This is a genomic window from Psychrobacter glacincola (genome assembly GCF_965118485.1).
GTDB classification, from domain to species: Bacteria; Pseudomonadota; Gammaproteobacteria; order Pseudomonadales; family Moraxellaceae; genus Psychrobacter; species Psychrobacter glacincola_D.
Map to the genome: position 1 here is coordinate 88,240 of NZ_CBCPJH010000002.1, position 17,963 is coordinate 106,202.

Below are 17,963 nucleotides of genomic sequence, written 5' to 3' on the forward strand. Positions count from 1 at the left end.
GATTCTTCATGCGCCTAAAATCTCTCAAGCTGGCAGGCTTTAAATCCTTTGCCAATCCAACGACTTTTACTTTCCGTCATGGCATTACCGCCATTGTCGGACCGAACGGTTGTGGCAAATCCAATGTCATTGATGCCATTCGTTGGGTGCTTGGTGAAACCTCTGCCAAGCAGTTACGTGGCGGGGCGATGAGTGATGTCATCTTTGCTGGTACGCAAGATAAAGCTGCCAAAAGTGTCGCTAGTGTTGAGCTGACCTTTGAGCATACCCAAGACGAGCAGAACGGCATTCGCCATGAGTTTAATCTTTATCAAGAGCTGTCCGTTCGCCGTCAGATAAATTTGGATGGGCGCTCGGACTATTTTATCAATGGCACGCGCTGTCGTCGCCGTGATGTCGTTGATGTATTCTTGGGTACGGGACTTGGCGCACGCAGTTATGCGGTCATCGAGCAAGGGATGATTGGGCGAATTGTTGAATCTAGCCCTTTACAGCTGCGAGAGTTTATCGAAGAAGCAGCGGGAGTGTCGCGCTATCAAGCACGCCGTGAAGAGACCCAAAAAAAGCTTGAAAAAACCCAAGATAATTTAGCGCGTCTATATGATATGCAAAGCGAATTGGTCAGCCAACAAAAGCGCTTGTCTAAGCAAGCAGCCAGCGCTGAGCGTTACGAAGCGCTAGCCTTGACACTTGCTGATATTAAGCAGCAGCTCGCCATTCAGCAGTTATATCAAGCCAAGCATAGTCAGCAGCAGCAAAAAATAGCCCATGAGCGCAGTGCTGCTGAAGTCGCAACCCTGCAAGCGAGTTACGACACGCTAAAAGCCAAGCAAGATAAGTTGGCTGCTCACATCAATCAAGAGCAATGGTTAAAGGACGATGCCCAAAGCGCCCACTATCAGCAGCAATTAAGCTATCAACAAGCGCAGCATCAACTAAGTGATGCAAAGTCGCAGCTGACCGTCATCGAACAGCAGCTTGCGAGCTTACATCAGCAGCGCGAGCAAGCAAGTGAAGAAATTGAGCGTTTAAAGACTGAGCAAATTGAGCAGCAAGAGTCATTAGCAGCATTGCGTCCACAGCTTAGTGCATTAACGCATAAACGTGAGTCGCATCAACGTAACGAGCAACCATTGCAGCGCGCATGGCATGAAGCGCAAAATCATCTCTCACGTCTGCAAGACAATGCGCGCATGCTTGAGCAGCAACAAGCCATCAATAATCAAGCCCAAAAACGTCACCAGCAAAGCTATGAGAAATGGCAACGTCGTCAGCAGAATTGGGGAAATTTATGGCAGCAATTACAACAATCTATACCGTCTATTGATACTAATAATGGTGCTGATGGGCGCAAGAAAAGTGATGCGAATAATTTACAGCAGACGTTAGAGACACAGGTTGCTGAGCTGAATAAGCAATTGCAGCAGATTGAGCGCCAACAATATAGCATCGACGAACGACTGTCCGATCTACAACCGCAAGTGCATGAGTTGCACCAGCGTTTGAACACGCAGCAGCGTGAGTTGAGCGAGAATGAAAAACGCCACGCCGTATTGGCAAGTGAATACGATACCTTACACCAGATATTGCATCCTAAACCTCTGCCAAAATCTCAACAGCCTGTTAATGAGCAAACTAGTTTAGAAAGTAACGCTGTCAATAACCAATACGACTTGGCTGTTACCACCTTGCGTGAGCAGATTGAATTAAGTGAAAAAGGACGTGAGTATGCAGCGCTACTCGATAGTGTATTGGCGTTATGGTTAGATAGCCATGTGCTAATTTCTAACCAAACCAACCAACTAAGCGTTGATAACGCGAGCGCTGACTCTGAGAAAACGCACAGCTTATGGCAGGTGCTTGAGCCTGACTTAACCGATTTATTGATTTATCAAAATGCGCAAAACCAGATTGTACAAAAGAAGCACGCTAATACAGAAGATAAGTTATCAATAGCAAATGGTTATAGCTTATGGTTATCTGCTAAACAAAATTACGTGAATGCAGAGCTATTTATTGGTGATTTACCAGATAACTTGGCTGATAAAATCCTGCCTTTAACAGAGCTGATTACGCAGCCAGCGTTAGCACTCTGGCAGCAGTGCTATTTATATGTCGCAGCAACTGAAGCAAGCAATCAACAAGCCTTCAAAGAAATTGCTGCTATCTTAATAGCATTGCCATCATCAGCTATTCTGCTCACCACTGACGGTTGGATTATCAGTCGTCAAGGTACCATTAATCTAAGTAAGTTTGCTGGCGCGCAAAATGGGAAAAATGAGAGCAATAACCAGTTTTTAACCCAGCGTTTACAGCAGCGTACTCGTCTACAGACGCTAGAAGAGCTGCTTGATGACATTGAAACCAAGATACAAGACCAGCAAAAATCTATTGCTAAAAATCAGCATGACTATGATGCATTGACAGTCAATGTAGAAGAAACACGCGCTCAAGCGCAGCAATTAACCCGCGATAAACATCAATATCAGCAGCAACTTACTACACAACAAGCTCATGCTGAACGTATGCAAGCAGATAACCAGCGTCTCAATACTGATAAAGCAGCCCTTGAGCAAGAGCAGCAAGAATTGGCGCAAGAGCTCCAAGCGCTTAATGCTGAGCAGCAGCATATTCAAAGTGAGATCACCGCACTGACACCAAAAATAGTGGATGCCCGTTCGACAAGCCAGCAACTACAAGCCGAGCGTAATGAGCTAAATCGTACGCGTCAGGCAGATGATGATGCGTGGCAAGCATTACAACTGCGTATGCAGCAGAGCGAAATGCGTTTAGAGCATAGCGTTAGCAGTCTGGCACGGGCAAGTGCGCAACATGATAAGTCGCTCGAAAGCGAGCAGAGTCTAAAGTCCAATTATGAGCAGCAGCAAAACAAGCTGCCAGCACTGCAAGCGGTATTACAAACTGCACAAATCGCGCGCGATGAGCAGCAAACATTATTGACGACGCGCGAAACCGCATTGAACGTGCTTAAACAAGATTATGCACAGCAGCAGACTGAGTTAGAGACGCTGCAACAGTCATTGCAAACACAACAAAGCGAGCTTGCCCATCACTCGACTGAGCTGGCACTAAGCGCTGCAAGATTGGATGATGCTAGCAGCCATACGCAAGAAGCGTTAGATGCTTACTATAATATGAGCCATAAATATAAAGCACAACCGGACATGTCGCAGCAACCGCAACAAACAATGAGTGTTTCAAATCTATTGGCAGATTTTATCGCGCATGATCGCCGTGTACGTCCAGACAAAATCGCTGAGCTTGAGGCTAAGCGTAGCAAGCTTGAGCAGCAATTAAGCAAAATTGGCGCGGTCAATCTGGCGGCAGTGGCAGAGTTGGCAGAAATTAATGAGCGTCTAGAGCCACTGGCGCAGCAAACCGCAGACATTGCCGCTAGTATGCAGACGTTGACCGAAGCAATTGCTTCTATTGATGAGACCACCAAGACGTTATTTATGCAGACGCTCGATGCGGTCAATAATGAGCTTGCCAATTTATTTGCCAAGGTTTTTGGTGGCGGGCAAGCAAGCCTAACGCTCAACACTGATGATATGCCAGCCAATATACCCGCTGATAAACATAAGTCAGAACAGTGGCGTGCAGGACTGACCTTGATGGCACAACCAAAAGGCAAACGTAATAGTCGCCTTGCTGTATTGTCGGGCGGTGAAAAAACCCTCACTGCGCTGAGTTTGATTTTTGCGATATTTAAGCAGCATCCAGCACCGTTTTGTGTGCTTGATGAGGTCGATGCACCGCTTGATGATGCCAATGTCGCGCGCTTTACCAGCTTGATTCATGAATTAGCAGACGATTTACAGTTCATCTTTATCAGCCATAATAAGCTGACGATGCAGATTGCGGATGAGCTAAAAGGCGTTACCATGCCAAGCGCGGGGATTTCTACTTTGGTCAGCGTTTCGCTTGATGAGGCCGCACGCTATATTGCTCAATAGCGCAAATAATTGATAACTGGCAGCGATGGTCAGTGGTATAGTTAAGGACAAAGTCATAACGTCACGCAAGTATGTCGGGCTGATGATAAACGATGACTATATGGTGACGATATTAATTAGCCATGCTAGACTATTGCCATTTCTTCCCTTTGTGTATTCCCTTTTGTCATATATTAGGATGTATTTCTCATGACCGCTATTCAGTTTATATTGATCGCCATTGCCGCATTTATCGTGCTTGCAGGGCTAATTATGGTCATGCGTAGCTTTAAGCGTCGCAAAAATGCCGAGGCTGCTGCGGTCAATTATGATAAAAATGGTATTCCAATCATACCGCGCCACGAGCGCAATATCGTCGATCAGCCAGACTTGGATGATACGATCGCTGGCGATATGAGCATCGCGCCTGACCGCAGTTATTTAAATGCGGTGGTTGAAGAACAACCTTTGACCCAGCCACATGCCAATGTCGATACGCAATTGACGGCTGAACGCGATACTATAAATAGTAATACAATCGATGATGATAATATCATTGATGAAGAAGATTATGCGCGCTGGAAACAAGAGCAGCAGCGTGCCGATAATAGCGAATTTTTAGAAACTGCTGAGCAAATGCATATCGAGCAAGAGCCGGATGCATTTTCTAGCCTCATGTCGGCGACTGATAATCTGATGCCATCGATTGATATGGCAGAAGAGCCAAGCTTTAATAATAATAGTCCGATCCTCGATCAGCATTTATCAGAGCCTGTCGATGACGCGCAAAACGGTCCATTAATCAATGCCAAAGACAATATCAATATCACCATTTTGCCGCACCAATATCGCGATCGTCCAGCAGCGGTGATTCGCGGTCGTGATTTATTGGCGTTAATCGATAAATATGGTCTGCGCTATGGGGCAATGAATATGTTCCATCGCTATGAGCAAAAAGACGGTACAGGCATGCTGTGGTTTAGCATGATGGGCATCACTGATAGTGGTATCGCACCTTTCGATCCGCATAGTGTCGCGACCAATAATTATAATGGTGTAGTGGTTTTCTTGTCGTTGCCACATCCACAAGCCTTACGCAGTTTTGATAGTATGATGAGCATTGCTTATATGATGGCAAGCGATTTAGACGCCGTGATGCTAGATGAAGAAAATGATCCAATCACCCCTGAATACAAGCAACAACTACGCAACCAAGTGCGCGATTATAAGATTTAAAAGGCACAAAGTTTAAAAAGTACAAAGATTAATACTTAAGAAGGTTAATAAAGACAAAACGGATTCATACTGGTATTACTCTAAAAGGCAAATAGCGATTGACGTTATTTGCCTTTTTTCATTTTTACTTATAGTCAGTTTAAAATAAAAAAGTCGCCCATTTAACATCGCTTTACTGGGATAGGTTTTCCTCGCTTGCTGTGTGCTATGCACTCCAGAGGCTTTGAAAAATCTATCCCATCAGCGCTGCGTTTTATTTGTAAAACGCTAAGTACATTCTAATTTTCTACAAAATGATATCCGAGTATCCTGCAAACTTGTTATCATATCGGCATCTTGAATTGCAAAGAAAAGACGCTGATTATGACTGATCCTATCTTATCGCTTACTACCAAAAATATGAATATTACCAAATCTGTAGAAAATGATGCTGCTATCATTGCGCAAATGCGTACGCTTATTGATACTTTAAAGACGCATAATTACGCCTACTATGTCCTCGATAATCCCATCTTAGAAGACAGCGAATACGATCAGTTGCGTCGCTCTTTATTATCGCTTGAAGGCGAGTATCCAGATTTAGTGCAGCCCGACAGTCCGATTAATCAAGTTGGCGATATGCCATTGTCTGCCTTTACCCAAGTCACCCATGATATTCCCATGCTCTCGCTTGGCAACGTCTTTGAATATGACGATCTGCGTGATTTTATGCGCCGTGTCAATGACCGTCTAAGCGTCTCTCAGAAAAATCCTGAATATGAAATAGAGTTAAAGCTTGATGGTTTGGCGGTGTCGCTCAAATATGCTTATGGTAAATTTGTACAAGCGGTAACGCGCGGTGATGGTCAAACGGGCGAGGACATCACCCAAAATGCCAAAACCATCCGTAATTTGCCACTTTGGCTCGCAGCTGCTGCTGATATCGAGCTGCTAGAAGTGCGTGGTGAGGTGCTAATGCCGAAAGCAGGTTTTGAGCGCCTTAACCGTTTAGCAGCCGAAAAGGGCGATAAAACTTTTGCCAATCCACGTAATGCTGCCGCTGGAAGTTTACGTCAGCTTGACCCAGCCATTGCCGCCAGCCGTCCACTCGCCTTCTACTGTTATTCAGTCAATCAAGGTCTACCTGAGCATATCAAAACCCAATCAGCGGCCCTTGCTTGGTTAAAGAACATTGGCTTTACCGTCAGTGCGGTGGAAGTAGTGCAGAATCCACGTGAGGCGCAAGCCTATTACGAATCAGTGATTGCAACGCGTGCAGACTTACCATTTGAGATTGATGGTACAGTTATCAAGGTAAATAGCTTAGCATTGCAGCAGCAGCTTGGCTTTTTATCGCGTGAGCCGCGCTGGGCAACTGCGTATAAATTTCCTGCCGAAACCGTCATGACCCGTCTGCATACTATTGATTGGCAGGTTGGACGTACCGGCGCGATTACGCCAGTTGGTAAGCTTGAGCCTGTCAAAGTAGGTGGTGTCACTGTCAGTAATGTCACCTTGCATAATTTTGGTGAGATTCAACGTTTAGATGTACGCGCAGGCGATATGGTCAGCGTCCACCGTGCAGGCGATGTCATTCCTAAAGTCACTCGCGTCTGGCACGAGCAACGTCTAGACGACTCAGAACCTGTCAAGCTACCATCGACCTGCCCAGTATGTGACTCGCCTGTGGTGTTACCAAAAGATGAAGCATTGGCGCGTTGTACTGGCGGTTTGTTTTGTCCCGCGCAGCAGGTCGAGGCGCTCATTCACTTCGTTTCGCGCCGAGCAATGGATATCGATGGCTTGGGCGCGAGTTGGCTGATTAGCTTCTTTGAGCATGGCTTAGTCAAGACTGTCGCTGATATTTATCACCTTCATAATCATCTAGAAGAATTGATTACGCTTGAGAAACTAGGCGAAAAATCGGTGCAAAATATCATCAGCGCCATTGAAGCCAGTAAGCATACGACACTAGGGCGTTTTATTTATGCGCTTGGTATTCGCGGCGTTGGGGAGACGACTGCGCAGAATTTGGCGCAGCAATTTGGCGACCTTGATGTCTTAATGTCTGCCAGTATCGAAAAACTGTTACTCACACCCGATGTCGGCGCTATTACTGCTGAACTTGCTTATAAATTCTTCCGCGCACCCCATAATATCGAAGTTATCACGGCATTACGTGAAGCTGGCGTACATTGGGACAAAGTTGAGCAAGTGCTGTCAGAAGGATTGCCACTCGATGGGCAAACATGGGTCATCACTGGTGCACTCGATAGCATGGCACGTGATGAAGCCAAAGCCAAACTACAAGCGCTCGGTGCAAAAGTGTCAGGTAGTATCTCAGCAAAAACTACGGCTCTACTGGCAGGGGAAAAGGCTGGCTCGAAGATGGCGAAGGCTGAAAAGCTTGGCGTAAAGGTTGTAGGTGAGGAAGAGTTTTTGGCGTTGGTAGGGGAAGAAAAATAATGGATATTGATGACTTGAAAGGTTTGGATGAAGAAACTAAAAAAGAAATTGAAGAGTTGCAGAAAGTGACTCGTGAAAAAGATGGGGATGAAGCTTATGCCTTAGCGCAGTTCAATATGGGTAAAAAGTTTGAAGAAATAGGAATAGTAGAAAATGACCCCTGCCGTCAAATCCGTACAGTTAAACTTGGGAGATTTGAATCAAGCAGCTTGACGATAATAGTCAAACCACACCTGTCTTGGCGACTTATAGCCTAAACTCTTTTGAATCCTCGTTTGGTTGTAGTACAGCTCGATATAGCCGATGATATCATTGATTGCTATAAACCTTGTTTTATAGTCTTGGTGATACACTAGCTCATTCTTTAATGTGCCCCAGAAGCTTTCTATGGGTGCGTTGTCGAAACAATTGCCTTTACCACTCATTGAGCCTTTGAAATTATGCTGCTTGATGATTTTGTGATAGGCATGACTACAATACTGGCTGCCTCTGTCAGAGTGCACAATCAATCCTTGGCTTGGACGTTTATTTTTGATTGCCATATTGAGTGCACGACATACTAAATCTGCGGTCATTCGCTTATTGATAGCATACCCGACCAGCTCTTTGGTGTATAAATCTTTGACTCCAGCTAAATACAACCAACCCTCATTGGTCCAGATATAAGTAATATCACTGACCCACGATTCATTAGGATGCTTAGCATCAAATTGCTGATTTAGTATGTTTGGATAGACAAGCTTGTTATGGTTGGAATCAGTGGTGATTTTAAAGCGTTTGTGACGACGGCATTTGATGTCATGTTCTTCTTTAATGCTTCTGACCATATATAGGCTAATATCGTGCCCTTGCTCTATCAGCTTTGCGTGCAGTCGATCAGCACCATAACGTGCTTTTGTTTCACTATGTGCCGCTCTGACAAGTAGCTCAGATTGGTTACGGTGTATCTGTTGCTCACTGATATCAAGACTCAGCCAGTCATAGTAGCTAGAATGCTTAACCTTTAGTACACGACACATAGTAGTGATACTAAAGAAGAGATCGTTGTTTTTGATAAAGGCGTACTTCACTAACTGTGCTTGGCAAAGTACGCCGTCGCCTTTTTTAATATCTCTCGTTCCTCTTCGGCTACTTTAAGCTGTCGTTTGAGCTGCTTTATTTCCTGAAGAGCCGTCATAAGATCAGGATCATATTGTTCTGTGCCGATAAGCTTGCCTTGATTGGCTTTATTATGCCAATTAGATAAGGTCTGCATGGCGATGCCAAGCTGCTTTGCGGTCGCTGAGATATTGCCATTATTGTCTGCTATCTTCTTGACGGCCTCGGCTTTAAATTCGTCACTGTAGCTTCTTATTTTCTTGGTCATGATAAACTCCGATTAATACGCTTAGTTTACCAAGTTTAGGTGTACGGTTTTTTCAGCATAGCTCAATAGGGATGAAGTGCATATGGAGTTTGGGAAGTTTCTGTATATTGATTATGAAGAAGATGTCAAATCTCATATTGATAAGATTTATATTGCCCCAGCAGCAACTCAATATCAGCCTTATTTAGCAAAGCTGCTCTGCGATACTAATGTCAAAATCGAGCTTTCAAACAATCCTTATCGCCAGACTTAATATCTTGGCGTGTGCCATATATATCAAAACACACGCCGTTAAATCTCTACTCTTGCAGCTCACTTTCTCCATGCCCCTTTACATCACCTTTCTTACCATCTGGCTGAATCACGATAGGTAATACCAGTCCTTTTGCAAAATCCCCAGCTAACACATAGTCATAATTACTCGCTTTAACGTCAGATGTGGTATGAATAATCATCTTCATATCTTTATCATCAGTTAGCTCATGCGAGACATAGCTTTCACTTAGCTGATCCAAAGCCTTTGATAGGGCCTCGTTACTTGCCATACTTACCGTTAGGTTATGCTGAGCAGTGGCGTTATCTACCTTGAAATACTCTGCGTAGTCACGTACATTTTGGCTATCAAGCGCAAACGGATACTGATAGTTAGCGAAATCGGCGGGCTTCTCACCGCTGTCCATAACTGACCAATCTATCGTCTTTGCTGCCACTGAATCCGTCGCTGATATCACCGTATCAGCTTTTTTAGCAGTAGTATCCGTACTATTATCGCAGCCTGACAGCGCCCACATACTGGTAGTCGTAATGATGAGCATAGTTATAAGACGCTTTGGCATCGAGGTATCCTATTTATGGTAAGTCATGAGATATTTTGATAGATGGGTTATTTTGACAGCTTTCTCTACGCTTCTCTAGCAGAATTCAAAAAGCGCTGTTTCTTATTTTAGGAGGTCGGCTAAGAAAGGGTGTTATCTATACCTTAATACAAAATGGTAGGCATAAAAAAACAGCCACCAAATGATGACTGTTTATAGTAATGCTAAGTTTAGCAATGATAGATTTATCGTTATCAATGAACGATTAAACCAAAGTTATTATCTACCTACTTGGCAATTTACTTGATATTCTTTACCGTTTGCCCATTTCATAGCGAAGATACCTTTATCGTCTTTCATATGCCAGGCATAGACCACTTCTGGGTTCGACTCATTCACATAGCTTGCTGTATCGCCTTGCACAGCACCGTTTAAGATGATTGCTTGATTTGCCCAGTTTACTTTAGGCAAGGTAGCGTTTAGCATCACTTGTTTTTTGTTGATTGACTGTTTTGCGTTGATAGTGCTGCCATCAGTACAAGTATAAGGTGCTGGTGCCATACGGTCATAAGCGGCGTCGGTTACGCTTTCTGAAGCAGGCGTATTTGGCGTAGTAGGGGCAGTAGTAGCACAAGCACTCAGTAGAGCAAGCGCAGGTAGAGCAGTAGCAAGTTTGGTTAGGGTATTCATGGCATTCTCCAAAAATATAAAATTATCGTGTATTTGTTATTAACTATGCGTTAAGCACATAGCGCATATATTAACGAAAACATCGCTTTAAGAATGTTAGAAATTGTTTGTTACGTGTTCACTTCGTTACTTAAATACTGATTACTGTAACGTTTATTTTGATTACTGATTTGCTTTCCTAATCTGATGATAGATATCTTTAAATTATATATTTTAAATCACCTATTTTAAATCATCAGTTTAAAGCCACATTAAAAAGCGCCTATCAACGTATCGCTGATAGGCGCTTTTTAATAGATATAAGCCAATAAACTTTTTAATCCACTGGATGACAGCAGATTACTGCTGATTTTATTACTTAGTTTTACGCGGTGGTAGACCGGTATGCTGAGTTTGGAAATTACCTTTGCTTACTTTTTTAGCATTTCTACCCCAGGTGTTTTTCGGAGCGCTAGCACTATTATTCTCGCGCTTCACAGAATCATTACCCAGACGGCTATTCTTTTTACGTGCCGATTGGTAGCTGTCTTGTACAGCATCACGACCTTCTAAGCTGGCATTAAACGGCGGTATCAGGCAGCCACGATTTTTACCAATCAAATCACCACGTCCCATATCTTGCAGCGCTTTACGCAACAATACCCAGTTTTTTGGGTCATGATAACGCAAGAATGCTTTATGCAATTTACGCTGCTTACCAGATTTGACGATATCCATATCTCCTTCGTCACGGCTAATTTTATGCAGTGGGTCTTTATGGGTGTGATACATGGTCGTCGCGGTAGCCATAGGGCTTGGATAAAACGCCTGTACTTGGTCAGCGCGGTAGCCATTACCTTTTAACCAAAGTGCAAGATTCATCATATCTTCATCTTTGGTACCCGGATGGGCGGCGATGAAGTAAGGAATCAAATATTGCTCTTTGCCTGCTTCTTGGCTGTACTGCTCAAACATGGCTTTAAACTTATCGTAGTTGCCCATGCCAGGCTTCATCATTTTTGACAAAACGTTTTCTTCTGAATGCTCAGGGGCAATTTTTAGGTAACCGCCTACATGATGACTGACCAATTCTTTGACATATTCAGGATCTTTAATCGCCAAGTCATAACGCAGACCTGAGGCAATAAGGATTTTTTTCACGCCTTTGATATCACGGGCTTTACGATATAATTGAGTCAAATTACTATGATCGGTAATCAGGTTTTCACAGACATCAGGATAGACGCACGATGGCTTACGGCAGTTCTTTTCAATGGTTTCATCTTTACAGTTTAGACGATACATATTGGCAGTCGGACCACCAAGGTCAGAGATGACACCGGTAAAGTTCGGTGCGGTATCACGAATCGCTTCGACTTCACGTAAGATAGATTCTTCTGAGCGGTTTTGGATAATACGTCCTTCGTGCTCGGTGATAGAGCAGAAAGTACAACCACCAAAACAGCCGCGCATGATATTGACCGAAAACTTAATCATGTCATAAGCAGGAATGCGGGCATCGCCATAACTTGGATGCGGCAGACGCGCGTACGGCAAGTCAAATACGTAATCCATCTCTTCCGTCGATAACGGAATCGGTGGTGGATTGAGCCACACATCGATAGAGGTGTGCGAGTTACCCGCGCCGCTGCTATGACGCTGAACCAATGCACGCGCATTACCCGGATTGGTCTCAAGATGCAAAATACGGCTGGCATGAGCGTATAAAACTGGATCAGATTTGACGTGCTCGTAATCGGGCAGACGAATGACGGTTTGCTCGCGTGGTGGCATTTTAAATTTATGCTTACGCGCAGTTTGTGGCTTATCAAAGCCGCGCATTTGTACCACTTGGGTTTCTTCGTCAACTTGGTCGGCATTTAGGATTTTATTGGTCACAGGCTCAGACACAAAGCCCGGATATTGCCCTGCCATTCCCGAAAGCGCTTGCCCAACCGGTGAGTCAGACGGTTTTTCTTGTTCAATTGAGCATTGGTCAACGTCTTCCGTCATGACATATGGGTTGATAATCGGATCGACACGACCGACGGTATCGACATCATTACTGGCAACTTCGGTCATGCCTGCTTGCCAATGACGACGGGTTGGGGTCAATAAATAAGACGTACCGCGTAAGCTACTCATTTGCTCAAAGCTATAGCCTTTTGATAAACCATGTACCACATCGACGATGGCGCGCTCAGCATTACCGTACAATAAGACATCGGCACGGGCATCGATCAAAATACTGCGACGGACTTTATCTGACCAGTAATCATAATGCGCGATACGGCGTAAGCTACCTTCGATACCGCCCAAAATAATAGGCACATCAGGATAGGCTTCACGGCAGCGCTGGCTATAAACGATAGCAGCGCGGTCAGGACGTTTGTCAGCGACATTACCCGGCGAGTAAGCGTCATCACTACGGATTTTACGATCCGCTGTATAGCGGTTAATCATACTGTCCATGTTGCCGGCTGTTACGCCATAAGCATAGACTGGCTTGCCAAGTTCCATAAAGGCGTCTTTACTTTTCCAATCTGGCTGGGCAATGATACCGACGCGAAAGCCTTGTGCTTCTAATAAACGCCCAATAATAGCCATGCCAAAGCTTGGATGATCGACATACGCGTCGCCTGAGATAATAATGACGTCACAGGCATCCCAACCGAGTGCGTCCATCTCAGCACGGCTCATCGGTAAATAAGGCGCAGGCTCGTAGCAGCTCGCCCAATGTTTGTCGTAGTCGTAAAGCGGTTTGGTGCCTTGTTTAAAGGCGGTGCGGGCGATGGTATCGGCAGACATGAGCGGACCTGTTAATTAGAAAAACTGCACTGAAAATATAGCCCTATTAATAAATGATAATAATGGCTAAATTAAAAGCGCTCATTTTAACATGAATCGCACTCATGGTGTCATAAACGATGTCATAAACGAAGACAAAGGATTGGCGATAAGTGTTTGATAGTGTAAGTAATCTAAAAATAAAAAGGCTCCTAAAAATTTAGAAGCCTTGGTTATGTATTAAGAAATGCTAGGGTAAATTTATTGTTCGAGTAACTGGAAAGGGAAAGTAATAACATCAAAAGCTAAAGCAAAAGGCAGTAAGACCAGTTTTTGCGCGCTATTTGCGCCGCTACGAGTCACTTGGTTCTGCTGCGCTTGCGTATAAAAGCTCACCATATAAGGCTTGGTTAAAGGGCGATAATTCGATTGGATTAAGCTTAAATTACTTACTTGCGGATAGATAGCGCCTTTGACAGGAACGCTAAAGCAAAAGCGCTGTGCATTGATACGTTGGTCACTAGCTGAGGTGCATTCTTTGCCATTATTTTGCAAAAAGAACTGATAGTCAGAACGCTTAAATTCGTCTTTTAATTTGGCATAAGATAGTTTCATTTCACCTTGAAAGTAGCCATCGTTATTGGGCACATAAAAATTCATCTCATTATCAACTTGGATATTTTTGGGCGTTAAGTTGGTTAATAAACTCACCATCTCGGTGCCGCCTTGGGTCAGTACATAGCTATTCTTCTCGCCAACGATAACCATGGTCGCATTGGGCATTTTTGGTAATGCTTGTGCTGGGCGACCAAACGCCACAATTTGATCTTCTGACAGGATATTTTTCGTAGATTGAGTGGTCACCACTTGATTGCCGCTTTCTAATAACGAGCTGGTTGCACAGCCTGAGCTGGCCAGTAATGCCGCCAATGATGCGCCTGTTAATAGCGTTTTTAAGCTTAGGTGTTTTGACCCTGCTTTCGTATTTTTTTCTCGATAAGTAGCATTTGAGTTTTGAGTCATGGTAAGGCTTCCTTGTCTACGTGGTTTATTAGAGTTATGACAGTTAGAGCTGGTCTTTAACTGATATCTATAAGCTTATAAATTTATCAAACATATCCCTGATATCGTACCTTGTTTAACTTGCCTGTATCTACTTATAATTTATATTAGCAGTGTTTAATAGCTTATATAATCAGGGTGAAATAAAAAAACGCTGTGCATCGCATTATTATTAGTATTGGTTTTTTTAATGACAGCAGTAATAGTGATATTTCCCTCAACAAACTCAATCCAGTAAAATCCTAGTGCCACTCTTGGTAAAGTTCATCACAAACTGGCTTTTAAAGCTGCGCACATTATTCTCGTATGTCAGCAGGTTACGCGTAAATTCATGATAGTCTTTCATGTTTTTGGCATTAACCATCAACATAAAATCCGCATCACCCGAGACTTCATAACAGCTCATCACTCGCGGTTGATCGTGCATCAAGCGCTCAAATCGATGCTGCATAGAGTTATTTGAACGCAACATCTCTATCATCACCACTGCTGTCAGACCATAGCCAACCTTATTAGGATCGACGATAGCGACCTGCTTGGTAATCACACCGTCGTCAGTTAATGCTTGAATGCGGCGCTGGGCAGTAGCGATAGAGATGTGCACTTGTGCTGCTATAGCTTTTAATGGCAATGTCGCATCGTCCTGTAGCATATTTAAAATGGCTTTATCGGTATAGTCTAAAATTTGACTCACAGCATATTTCCCCAAAGAAGATATTATATATATGGTTATTATTACTATGTTTCATAAAATGAGAAAATAGTAATTTTTATTATATTTTAATGAGAAATAAAATCTAAAAATATCATTTATAGAGATGATATATCATCCACAAACATTAGAATACCTCGTATCAATCAAAGCTAGTTTTTGATAATAACAGGCTATCACTGTTTCATTTAAAATCTACTATTTACGGCGCGTTTTATGTCAATTTCAATTCTATCTACTGTATTTAGTAACACGCTAACAAGCACCGCTTCACGCTTACCACTACCAGCAGTCTGGACAGCGGGTAGCAAGCAGCAGCGCACCTTAATTATGGGTGTCATGCTAGCGACATTATCAAACGTCTTATTTGGCGTGCTTTATGCTTACAGTAGCTTTTTAGCGCCGTTATCAGGCACACAAGTGTTTATTTGGCGGATGCTGGCGATGTGGGCAGCATTGATAGGATATTTGCTGATTAGCGGGCGATTGGGGTTACATGTTGGTGAATTAAAAGCATTGAAAACTGTAAAGCAGTGGGCTTGGTTGCTGCTGCCAACGCCAATATTCTTAAGTCAGTTTTGGCTATTTATGTGGGCACCGGTCAATGGGCAGGGCGTGCAAACAGCAATGGGTTATTTTTTATTTCCATTGATGATGGTAATCTTTGGTTGCATATTATTCGGTGAAAAGTTAAGCCGTTTGCAATGGTTAGCCGTTGCTTTTGCCGCACTAGGCGTTGGCAGTGAGATTGTGCGCACACAAAGCGTCTCTTGGGCGACACTGTGGGTCTGTGGCACTTATCCACTGTATTATATTTTACGTCGCCTGCAAGGCATAGGTGCAGTGACTGGACTTTTGGTAGATTTGACGATATTTGCTCCATTTGCTTTGGCTTATTTAGTTTTCGTCGCGCCAAGTAGTTTAAGTTTAGTCAGCGGCTCTGGGTTTTTTATAATGATGCTGACAGGACTGGGGATATTGAGCGTGTTAGCGATGAAAATCAACGTCGATGCCAGTCAAATGCTGCCAGTCAATGTCTATGGCATGATGAGTTATATAGAACCAGCATTATTATTTATTTTGGCAATTACGGTATTGGGTAATCCGTTTCAATCATCAATGATTTATAGCTATGGTTTAATTTGGCTTGGAATTGTATGCTTGATTGTGCATGGTATTGGTCAATTGCACCGCGCTCATAAACAATCGAAAACGACAAAAGTTTCTCACGCGGCTTAAGCATTTATACAAACGATGAGTAAACCAAATAAAAAAAGGACGATTCAGCCAATTGGTTGAATCGTCCTTTTTTATCACGCTAAAAATAATTAACTTAAGACAGTAGTCTTAAAACAATAAATTTAGTCGGCATTTTTAAAGCCGCGCTGCTTATCACGTTCCCAATCACGGTCTTTAAGCGTTTTGCGTTTATCATGCTGCTTTTTACCTAATGCTAAGGCAATCTGACATTTTACCAACGAGTTTTTCCAGTAGCAGGATAATGGCACGCAAGCATAACCTTTTTGATTGACTGCACCCATTAACTTTTCGATTTCGCGGCGATTAAGCAATAGCTTACGCGTACGGATACTGTCAGGACTGACGTGCGTTGAGCTACTCAGCAACGGCTGAATATGTGCGCCAAATATGAATGCTTCATTATTACGAAAGATGATATAAGCTTCCGTAATCGTCATTTTACCCGCGCGAATGGCTTTCACCTCCCAGCCTTGTAACGACAATCCTGCCTCAAAAGTCTCTTCAATAAAATACTCATGACGAGCCTTTTTATTGGCACATATTTGATTTTCCGGTTTTTTTGATTTTTTTGACATAATTTCTCCATAAGGACTTCACAATATATTGCCCTTGTCTAACAGTCCTCATCCGAACCCTTTAATATGGATTGTCTTTTATTAAATAATAAGAGGGATGAGTCGAACCGACTATTGTAACAAAGCCGGCACTGCAAATGTAGCGTCGCTGTTAGGACAAATGTAGCAGATAAGTATTAAGTTTGGGCAAAATTTGCTAGCATATGCATTATTATTCCCAACCACATTATCACCAACCCTATTGGTCCTGCTATGAGCTCTCCTACTTCTTCAAAATTGCATACCAAAATTTTATATCCTGGCACCTTTGACCCGATTACCAATGGTCATGTCGACTTAGTTACGCGTGCGACCAAATTGTTTGATGAAGTGGTAATTGCGGTGGCGTCAGGCCATCATAAAAAGCCATTATTTGACTTTGAAGAGCGCGTGGCTTTGGTAGAGACGGTATTTGCCGATTTACCGCAAGTATCGGTGATTGGTTTTGAAGGACTATTAGTCGATTTTATGCGCGAAAAAAATGCCACAGCAGTATTGCGTGGTCTGCGAGCTATGTCGGATTTTGAATATGAGTTTCAGCTGGCCAATATGAATCGCGAGCTTGATGAAAACTTTGAAGCGGTGTTTTTGACGCCTTCGCAGAATTACTCATTTATCTCATCAACGATGATTCGTGAAATTGCTAAATTGGGCGGTGATGTGACTAAGTTTGTGCCACCTTGTGTTTCTGAAGCCTTTATCCAAAAGCTTAATATTAAATAAGACGTTTATTGTTCAATACTTTATCTATTCACTCATGATCAACTGCTAGCAAAATAAGGAGCAGTTTATGGCGTTACTAATTACGGATGAATGCATCAACTGTGATGTGTGCGAACCTGCCTGCCCAAACGAAGCCATATCAGAGGGCGATGATATCTATGTGATCGACCCTGATTTATGTACTGAATGCGTCGGACACTTTGATGAACCGCAATGTGTGGTCATTTGTCCCGTCGACTGTATCCCTCATGATCCCAATCATGTCGAAACCGAAAGCGATTTGATGTCAAAATACAAGCGTATTACTGGTAAATAAAA

15 protein-coding genes are annotated in these 17,963 nt (G+C 43.3%); 8 read left to right on the forward strand and 7 right to left on the reverse strand.

Annotated features, from left to right (window positions below; genetic code table 11):
* Positions 1–8: 8 nt before the first annotated feature.
* The 4 genes from ACMHKH_RS01265 (at position 9) to ACMHKH_RS01280 (ending at position 7,894) form a co-directional block, all read left to right on the forward strand.
* Positions 9–3,977 (forward strand): AAA family ATPase, encoded by a 3,969-nt coding sequence (locus ACMHKH_RS01265; RefSeq protein WP_413518874.1) that lies wholly within the window; start codon positions 9–11, stop codon positions 3,975–3,977.
* Between the two features lie 189 nt (positions 3,978–4,166).
* Entirely contained in the window at positions 4,167–5,192 is a 1,026-nt protein-coding gene (locus ACMHKH_RS01270) for a cell division protein ZipA C-terminal FtsZ-binding domain-containing protein (protein ID WP_413518875.1), read from the forward strand.
* Positions 5,193–5,555: 363 nt separating this feature from the next.
* The gene (gene ligA / locus ACMHKH_RS01275; protein ID WP_413518876.1) at positions 5,556–7,637 is read left to right on the forward strand and encodes an NAD-dependent DNA ligase LigA; all 2,082 of its coding nucleotides are present in this window, start codon (positions 5,556–5,558) and stop codon (positions 7,635–7,637) included.
* The gene (locus ACMHKH_RS01280) at positions 7,637–7,894 is read left to right on the forward strand and encodes a hypothetical protein (RefSeq protein ID WP_413518877.1); all 258 of its coding nucleotides are present in this window, start codon (positions 7,637–7,639) and stop codon (positions 7,892–7,894) included. Before ligA ends, ACMHKH_RS01280 begins: the two co-directional genes overlap by 1 nt.
* Here the strand turns inward: ACMHKH_RS01280 and ACMHKH_RS01285 are convergent.
* Positions 7,838–9,003, reverse strand: a protein-coding gene (locus ACMHKH_RS01285; protein WP_413518878.1) for an IS3 family transposase whose coding sequence is annotated in 2 segments (ribosomal slippage) — positions 7,838–8,745 and positions 8,745–9,003 — 1,167 coding nt in all. Because the reading frame shifts where the segments join, the coding sequence is not laid out codon by codon here. The genes ACMHKH_RS01280 and ACMHKH_RS01285 overlap by 57 nt on opposite strands.
* An 82-nt stretch (positions 9,004–9,085) precedes the next feature.
* Between ACMHKH_RS01285 and ACMHKH_RS01290 the strand changes: the two genes are divergently transcribed.
* Entirely contained in the window at positions 9,086–9,256 is a 171-nt protein-coding gene (locus ACMHKH_RS01290) for a hypothetical protein (RefSeq protein ID WP_413518879.1), read from the forward strand.
* A 46-nt stretch (positions 9,257–9,302) separates the two neighbouring features.
* Here ACMHKH_RS01290 and ACMHKH_RS01295 read toward each other — a convergent pair whose 3' ends face one another.
* The 5 genes from ACMHKH_RS01295 to ACMHKH_RS01315 all read right to left on the reverse strand — a co-directional run bounded on the left by ACMHKH_RS01295 (position 9,303) and on the right by ACMHKH_RS01315 (position 15,030).
* Complete coding sequence (locus ACMHKH_RS01295; protein WP_413518880.1) at positions 9,303–9,839, reverse strand: hypothetical protein; 537 nt, start codon at positions 9,837–9,839, stop codon at positions 9,303–9,305.
* A 258-nt stretch (positions 9,840–10,097) separates the two neighbouring features.
* Positions 10,098–10,508, reverse strand: coding sequence for a hypothetical protein (locus ACMHKH_RS01300; RefSeq protein ID WP_413518881.1), 411 nt, complete (start codon positions 10,506–10,508; stop codon positions 10,098–10,100).
* Between the two features lie 354 nt (positions 10,509–10,862).
* Positions 10,863–13,295, reverse strand: coding sequence for a YgiQ family radical SAM protein (locus ACMHKH_RS01305; RefSeq protein ID WP_413518882.1), 2,433 nt, complete (start codon positions 13,293–13,295; stop codon positions 10,863–10,865).
* Positions 13,296–13,535: 240 nt separating this feature from the next.
* Entirely contained in the window at positions 13,536–14,297 is a 762-nt protein-coding gene (locus tag ACMHKH_RS01310; RefSeq protein WP_413518883.1) for a hypothetical protein, read from the reverse strand.
* A gap of 265 nt (positions 14,298–14,562) precedes the next feature.
* Positions 14,563–15,030 (reverse strand): Lrp/AsnC family transcriptional regulator, encoded by a 468-nt coding sequence (locus ACMHKH_RS01315; protein WP_413518884.1) that lies wholly within the window; start codon positions 15,028–15,030, stop codon positions 14,563–14,565.
* A 234-nt stretch (positions 15,031–15,264) separates the two neighbouring features.
* Between ACMHKH_RS01315 and rarD the strand changes: the two genes are divergently transcribed.
* Complete coding sequence (rarD, locus tag ACMHKH_RS01320; RefSeq protein WP_413518885.1) at positions 15,265–16,287, forward strand: EamA family transporter RarD; 1,023 nt, start codon at positions 15,265–15,267, stop codon at positions 16,285–16,287.
* A 122-nt stretch (positions 16,288–16,409) separates the two neighbouring features.
* Here rarD and smpB read toward each other — a convergent pair whose 3' ends face one another.
* Positions 16,410–16,883, reverse strand: a complete 474-nt coding sequence (gene smpB, locus ACMHKH_RS01325; protein WP_079690859.1) for an SsrA-binding protein SmpB — start codon at positions 16,881–16,883, stop codon at positions 16,410–16,412.
* Positions 16,884–17,135: 252 nt separating this feature from the next.
* Between smpB and coaD the strand changes: the two genes are divergently transcribed.
* Entirely contained in the window at positions 17,136–17,645 is a 510-nt protein-coding gene (gene coaD, locus ACMHKH_RS01330) for a pantetheine-phosphate adenylyltransferase (RefSeq protein WP_413518886.1), read from the forward strand.
* A gap of 67 nt (positions 17,646–17,712) precedes the next feature.
* A complete protein-coding gene (locus ACMHKH_RS01335) occupies positions 17,713–17,961 on the forward strand; it encodes a YfhL family 4Fe-4S dicluster ferredoxin (RefSeq protein ID WP_011279634.1) in 249 nt (82 codons plus the stop codon).
* Positions 17,962–17,963 lie beyond the last annotated feature (2 nt).

Excerpts from the sequence above, each read along its gene's own strand:
- ACMHKH_RS01265 (WP_413518874.1), top strand. The coding sequence starts at position 9 with ATGCGCCTAAAATCTCTCAAGCTGGCAGGCTTTAAATCCTTTGCCAAT.
- ACMHKH_RS01270 (WP_413518875.1), top strand. The coding sequence starts at position 4,167 with ATGACCGCTATTCAGTTTATATTGATCGCCATTGCCGCATTTATCGTG.
- ligA (WP_413518876.1), top strand. The coding sequence starts at position 5,556 with ATGACTGATCCTATCTTATCGCTTACTACCAAAAATATGAATATTACC.
- ACMHKH_RS01280 (WP_413518877.1), top strand. The coding sequence starts at position 7,637 with ATGGATATTGATGACTTGAAAGGTTTGGATGAAGAAACTAAAAAAGAA.
- ACMHKH_RS01290 (WP_413518879.1), top strand. The coding sequence starts at position 9,086 with ATGGAGTTTGGGAAGTTTCTGTATATTGATTATGAAGAAGATGTCAAA.
- ACMHKH_RS01295 (WP_413518880.1), bottom strand. The coding sequence starts at position 9,839 with ATGCCAAAGCGTCTTATAACTATGCTCATCATTACGACTACCAGTATG.
- ACMHKH_RS01300 (WP_413518881.1), bottom strand. The coding sequence starts at position 10,508 with ATGAATACCCTAACCAAACTTGCTACTGCTCTACCTGCGCTTGCTCTA.
- ACMHKH_RS01305 (WP_413518882.1), bottom strand. The coding sequence starts at position 13,295 with ATGTCTGCCGATACCATCGCCCGCACCGCCTTTAAACAAGGCACCAAA.
- ACMHKH_RS01310 (WP_413518883.1), bottom strand. The coding sequence starts at position 14,297 with ATGACTCAAAACTCAAATGCTACTTATCGAGAAAAAAATACGAAAGCA.
- rarD (WP_413518885.1), top strand. The coding sequence starts at position 15,265 with ATGTCAATTTCAATTCTATCTACTGTATTTAGTAACACGCTAACAAGC.
- smpB (WP_079690859.1), bottom strand. The coding sequence starts at position 16,883 with ATGTCAAAAAAATCAAAAAAACCGGAAAATCAAATATGTGCCAATAAA.
- coaD (WP_413518886.1), top strand. The coding sequence starts at position 17,136 with ATGAGCTCTCCTACTTCTTCAAAATTGCATACCAAAATTTTATATCCT.
- ACMHKH_RS01335 (WP_011279634.1), top strand. The coding sequence starts at position 17,713 with ATGGCGTTACTAATTACGGATGAATGCATCAACTGTGATGTGTGCGAA.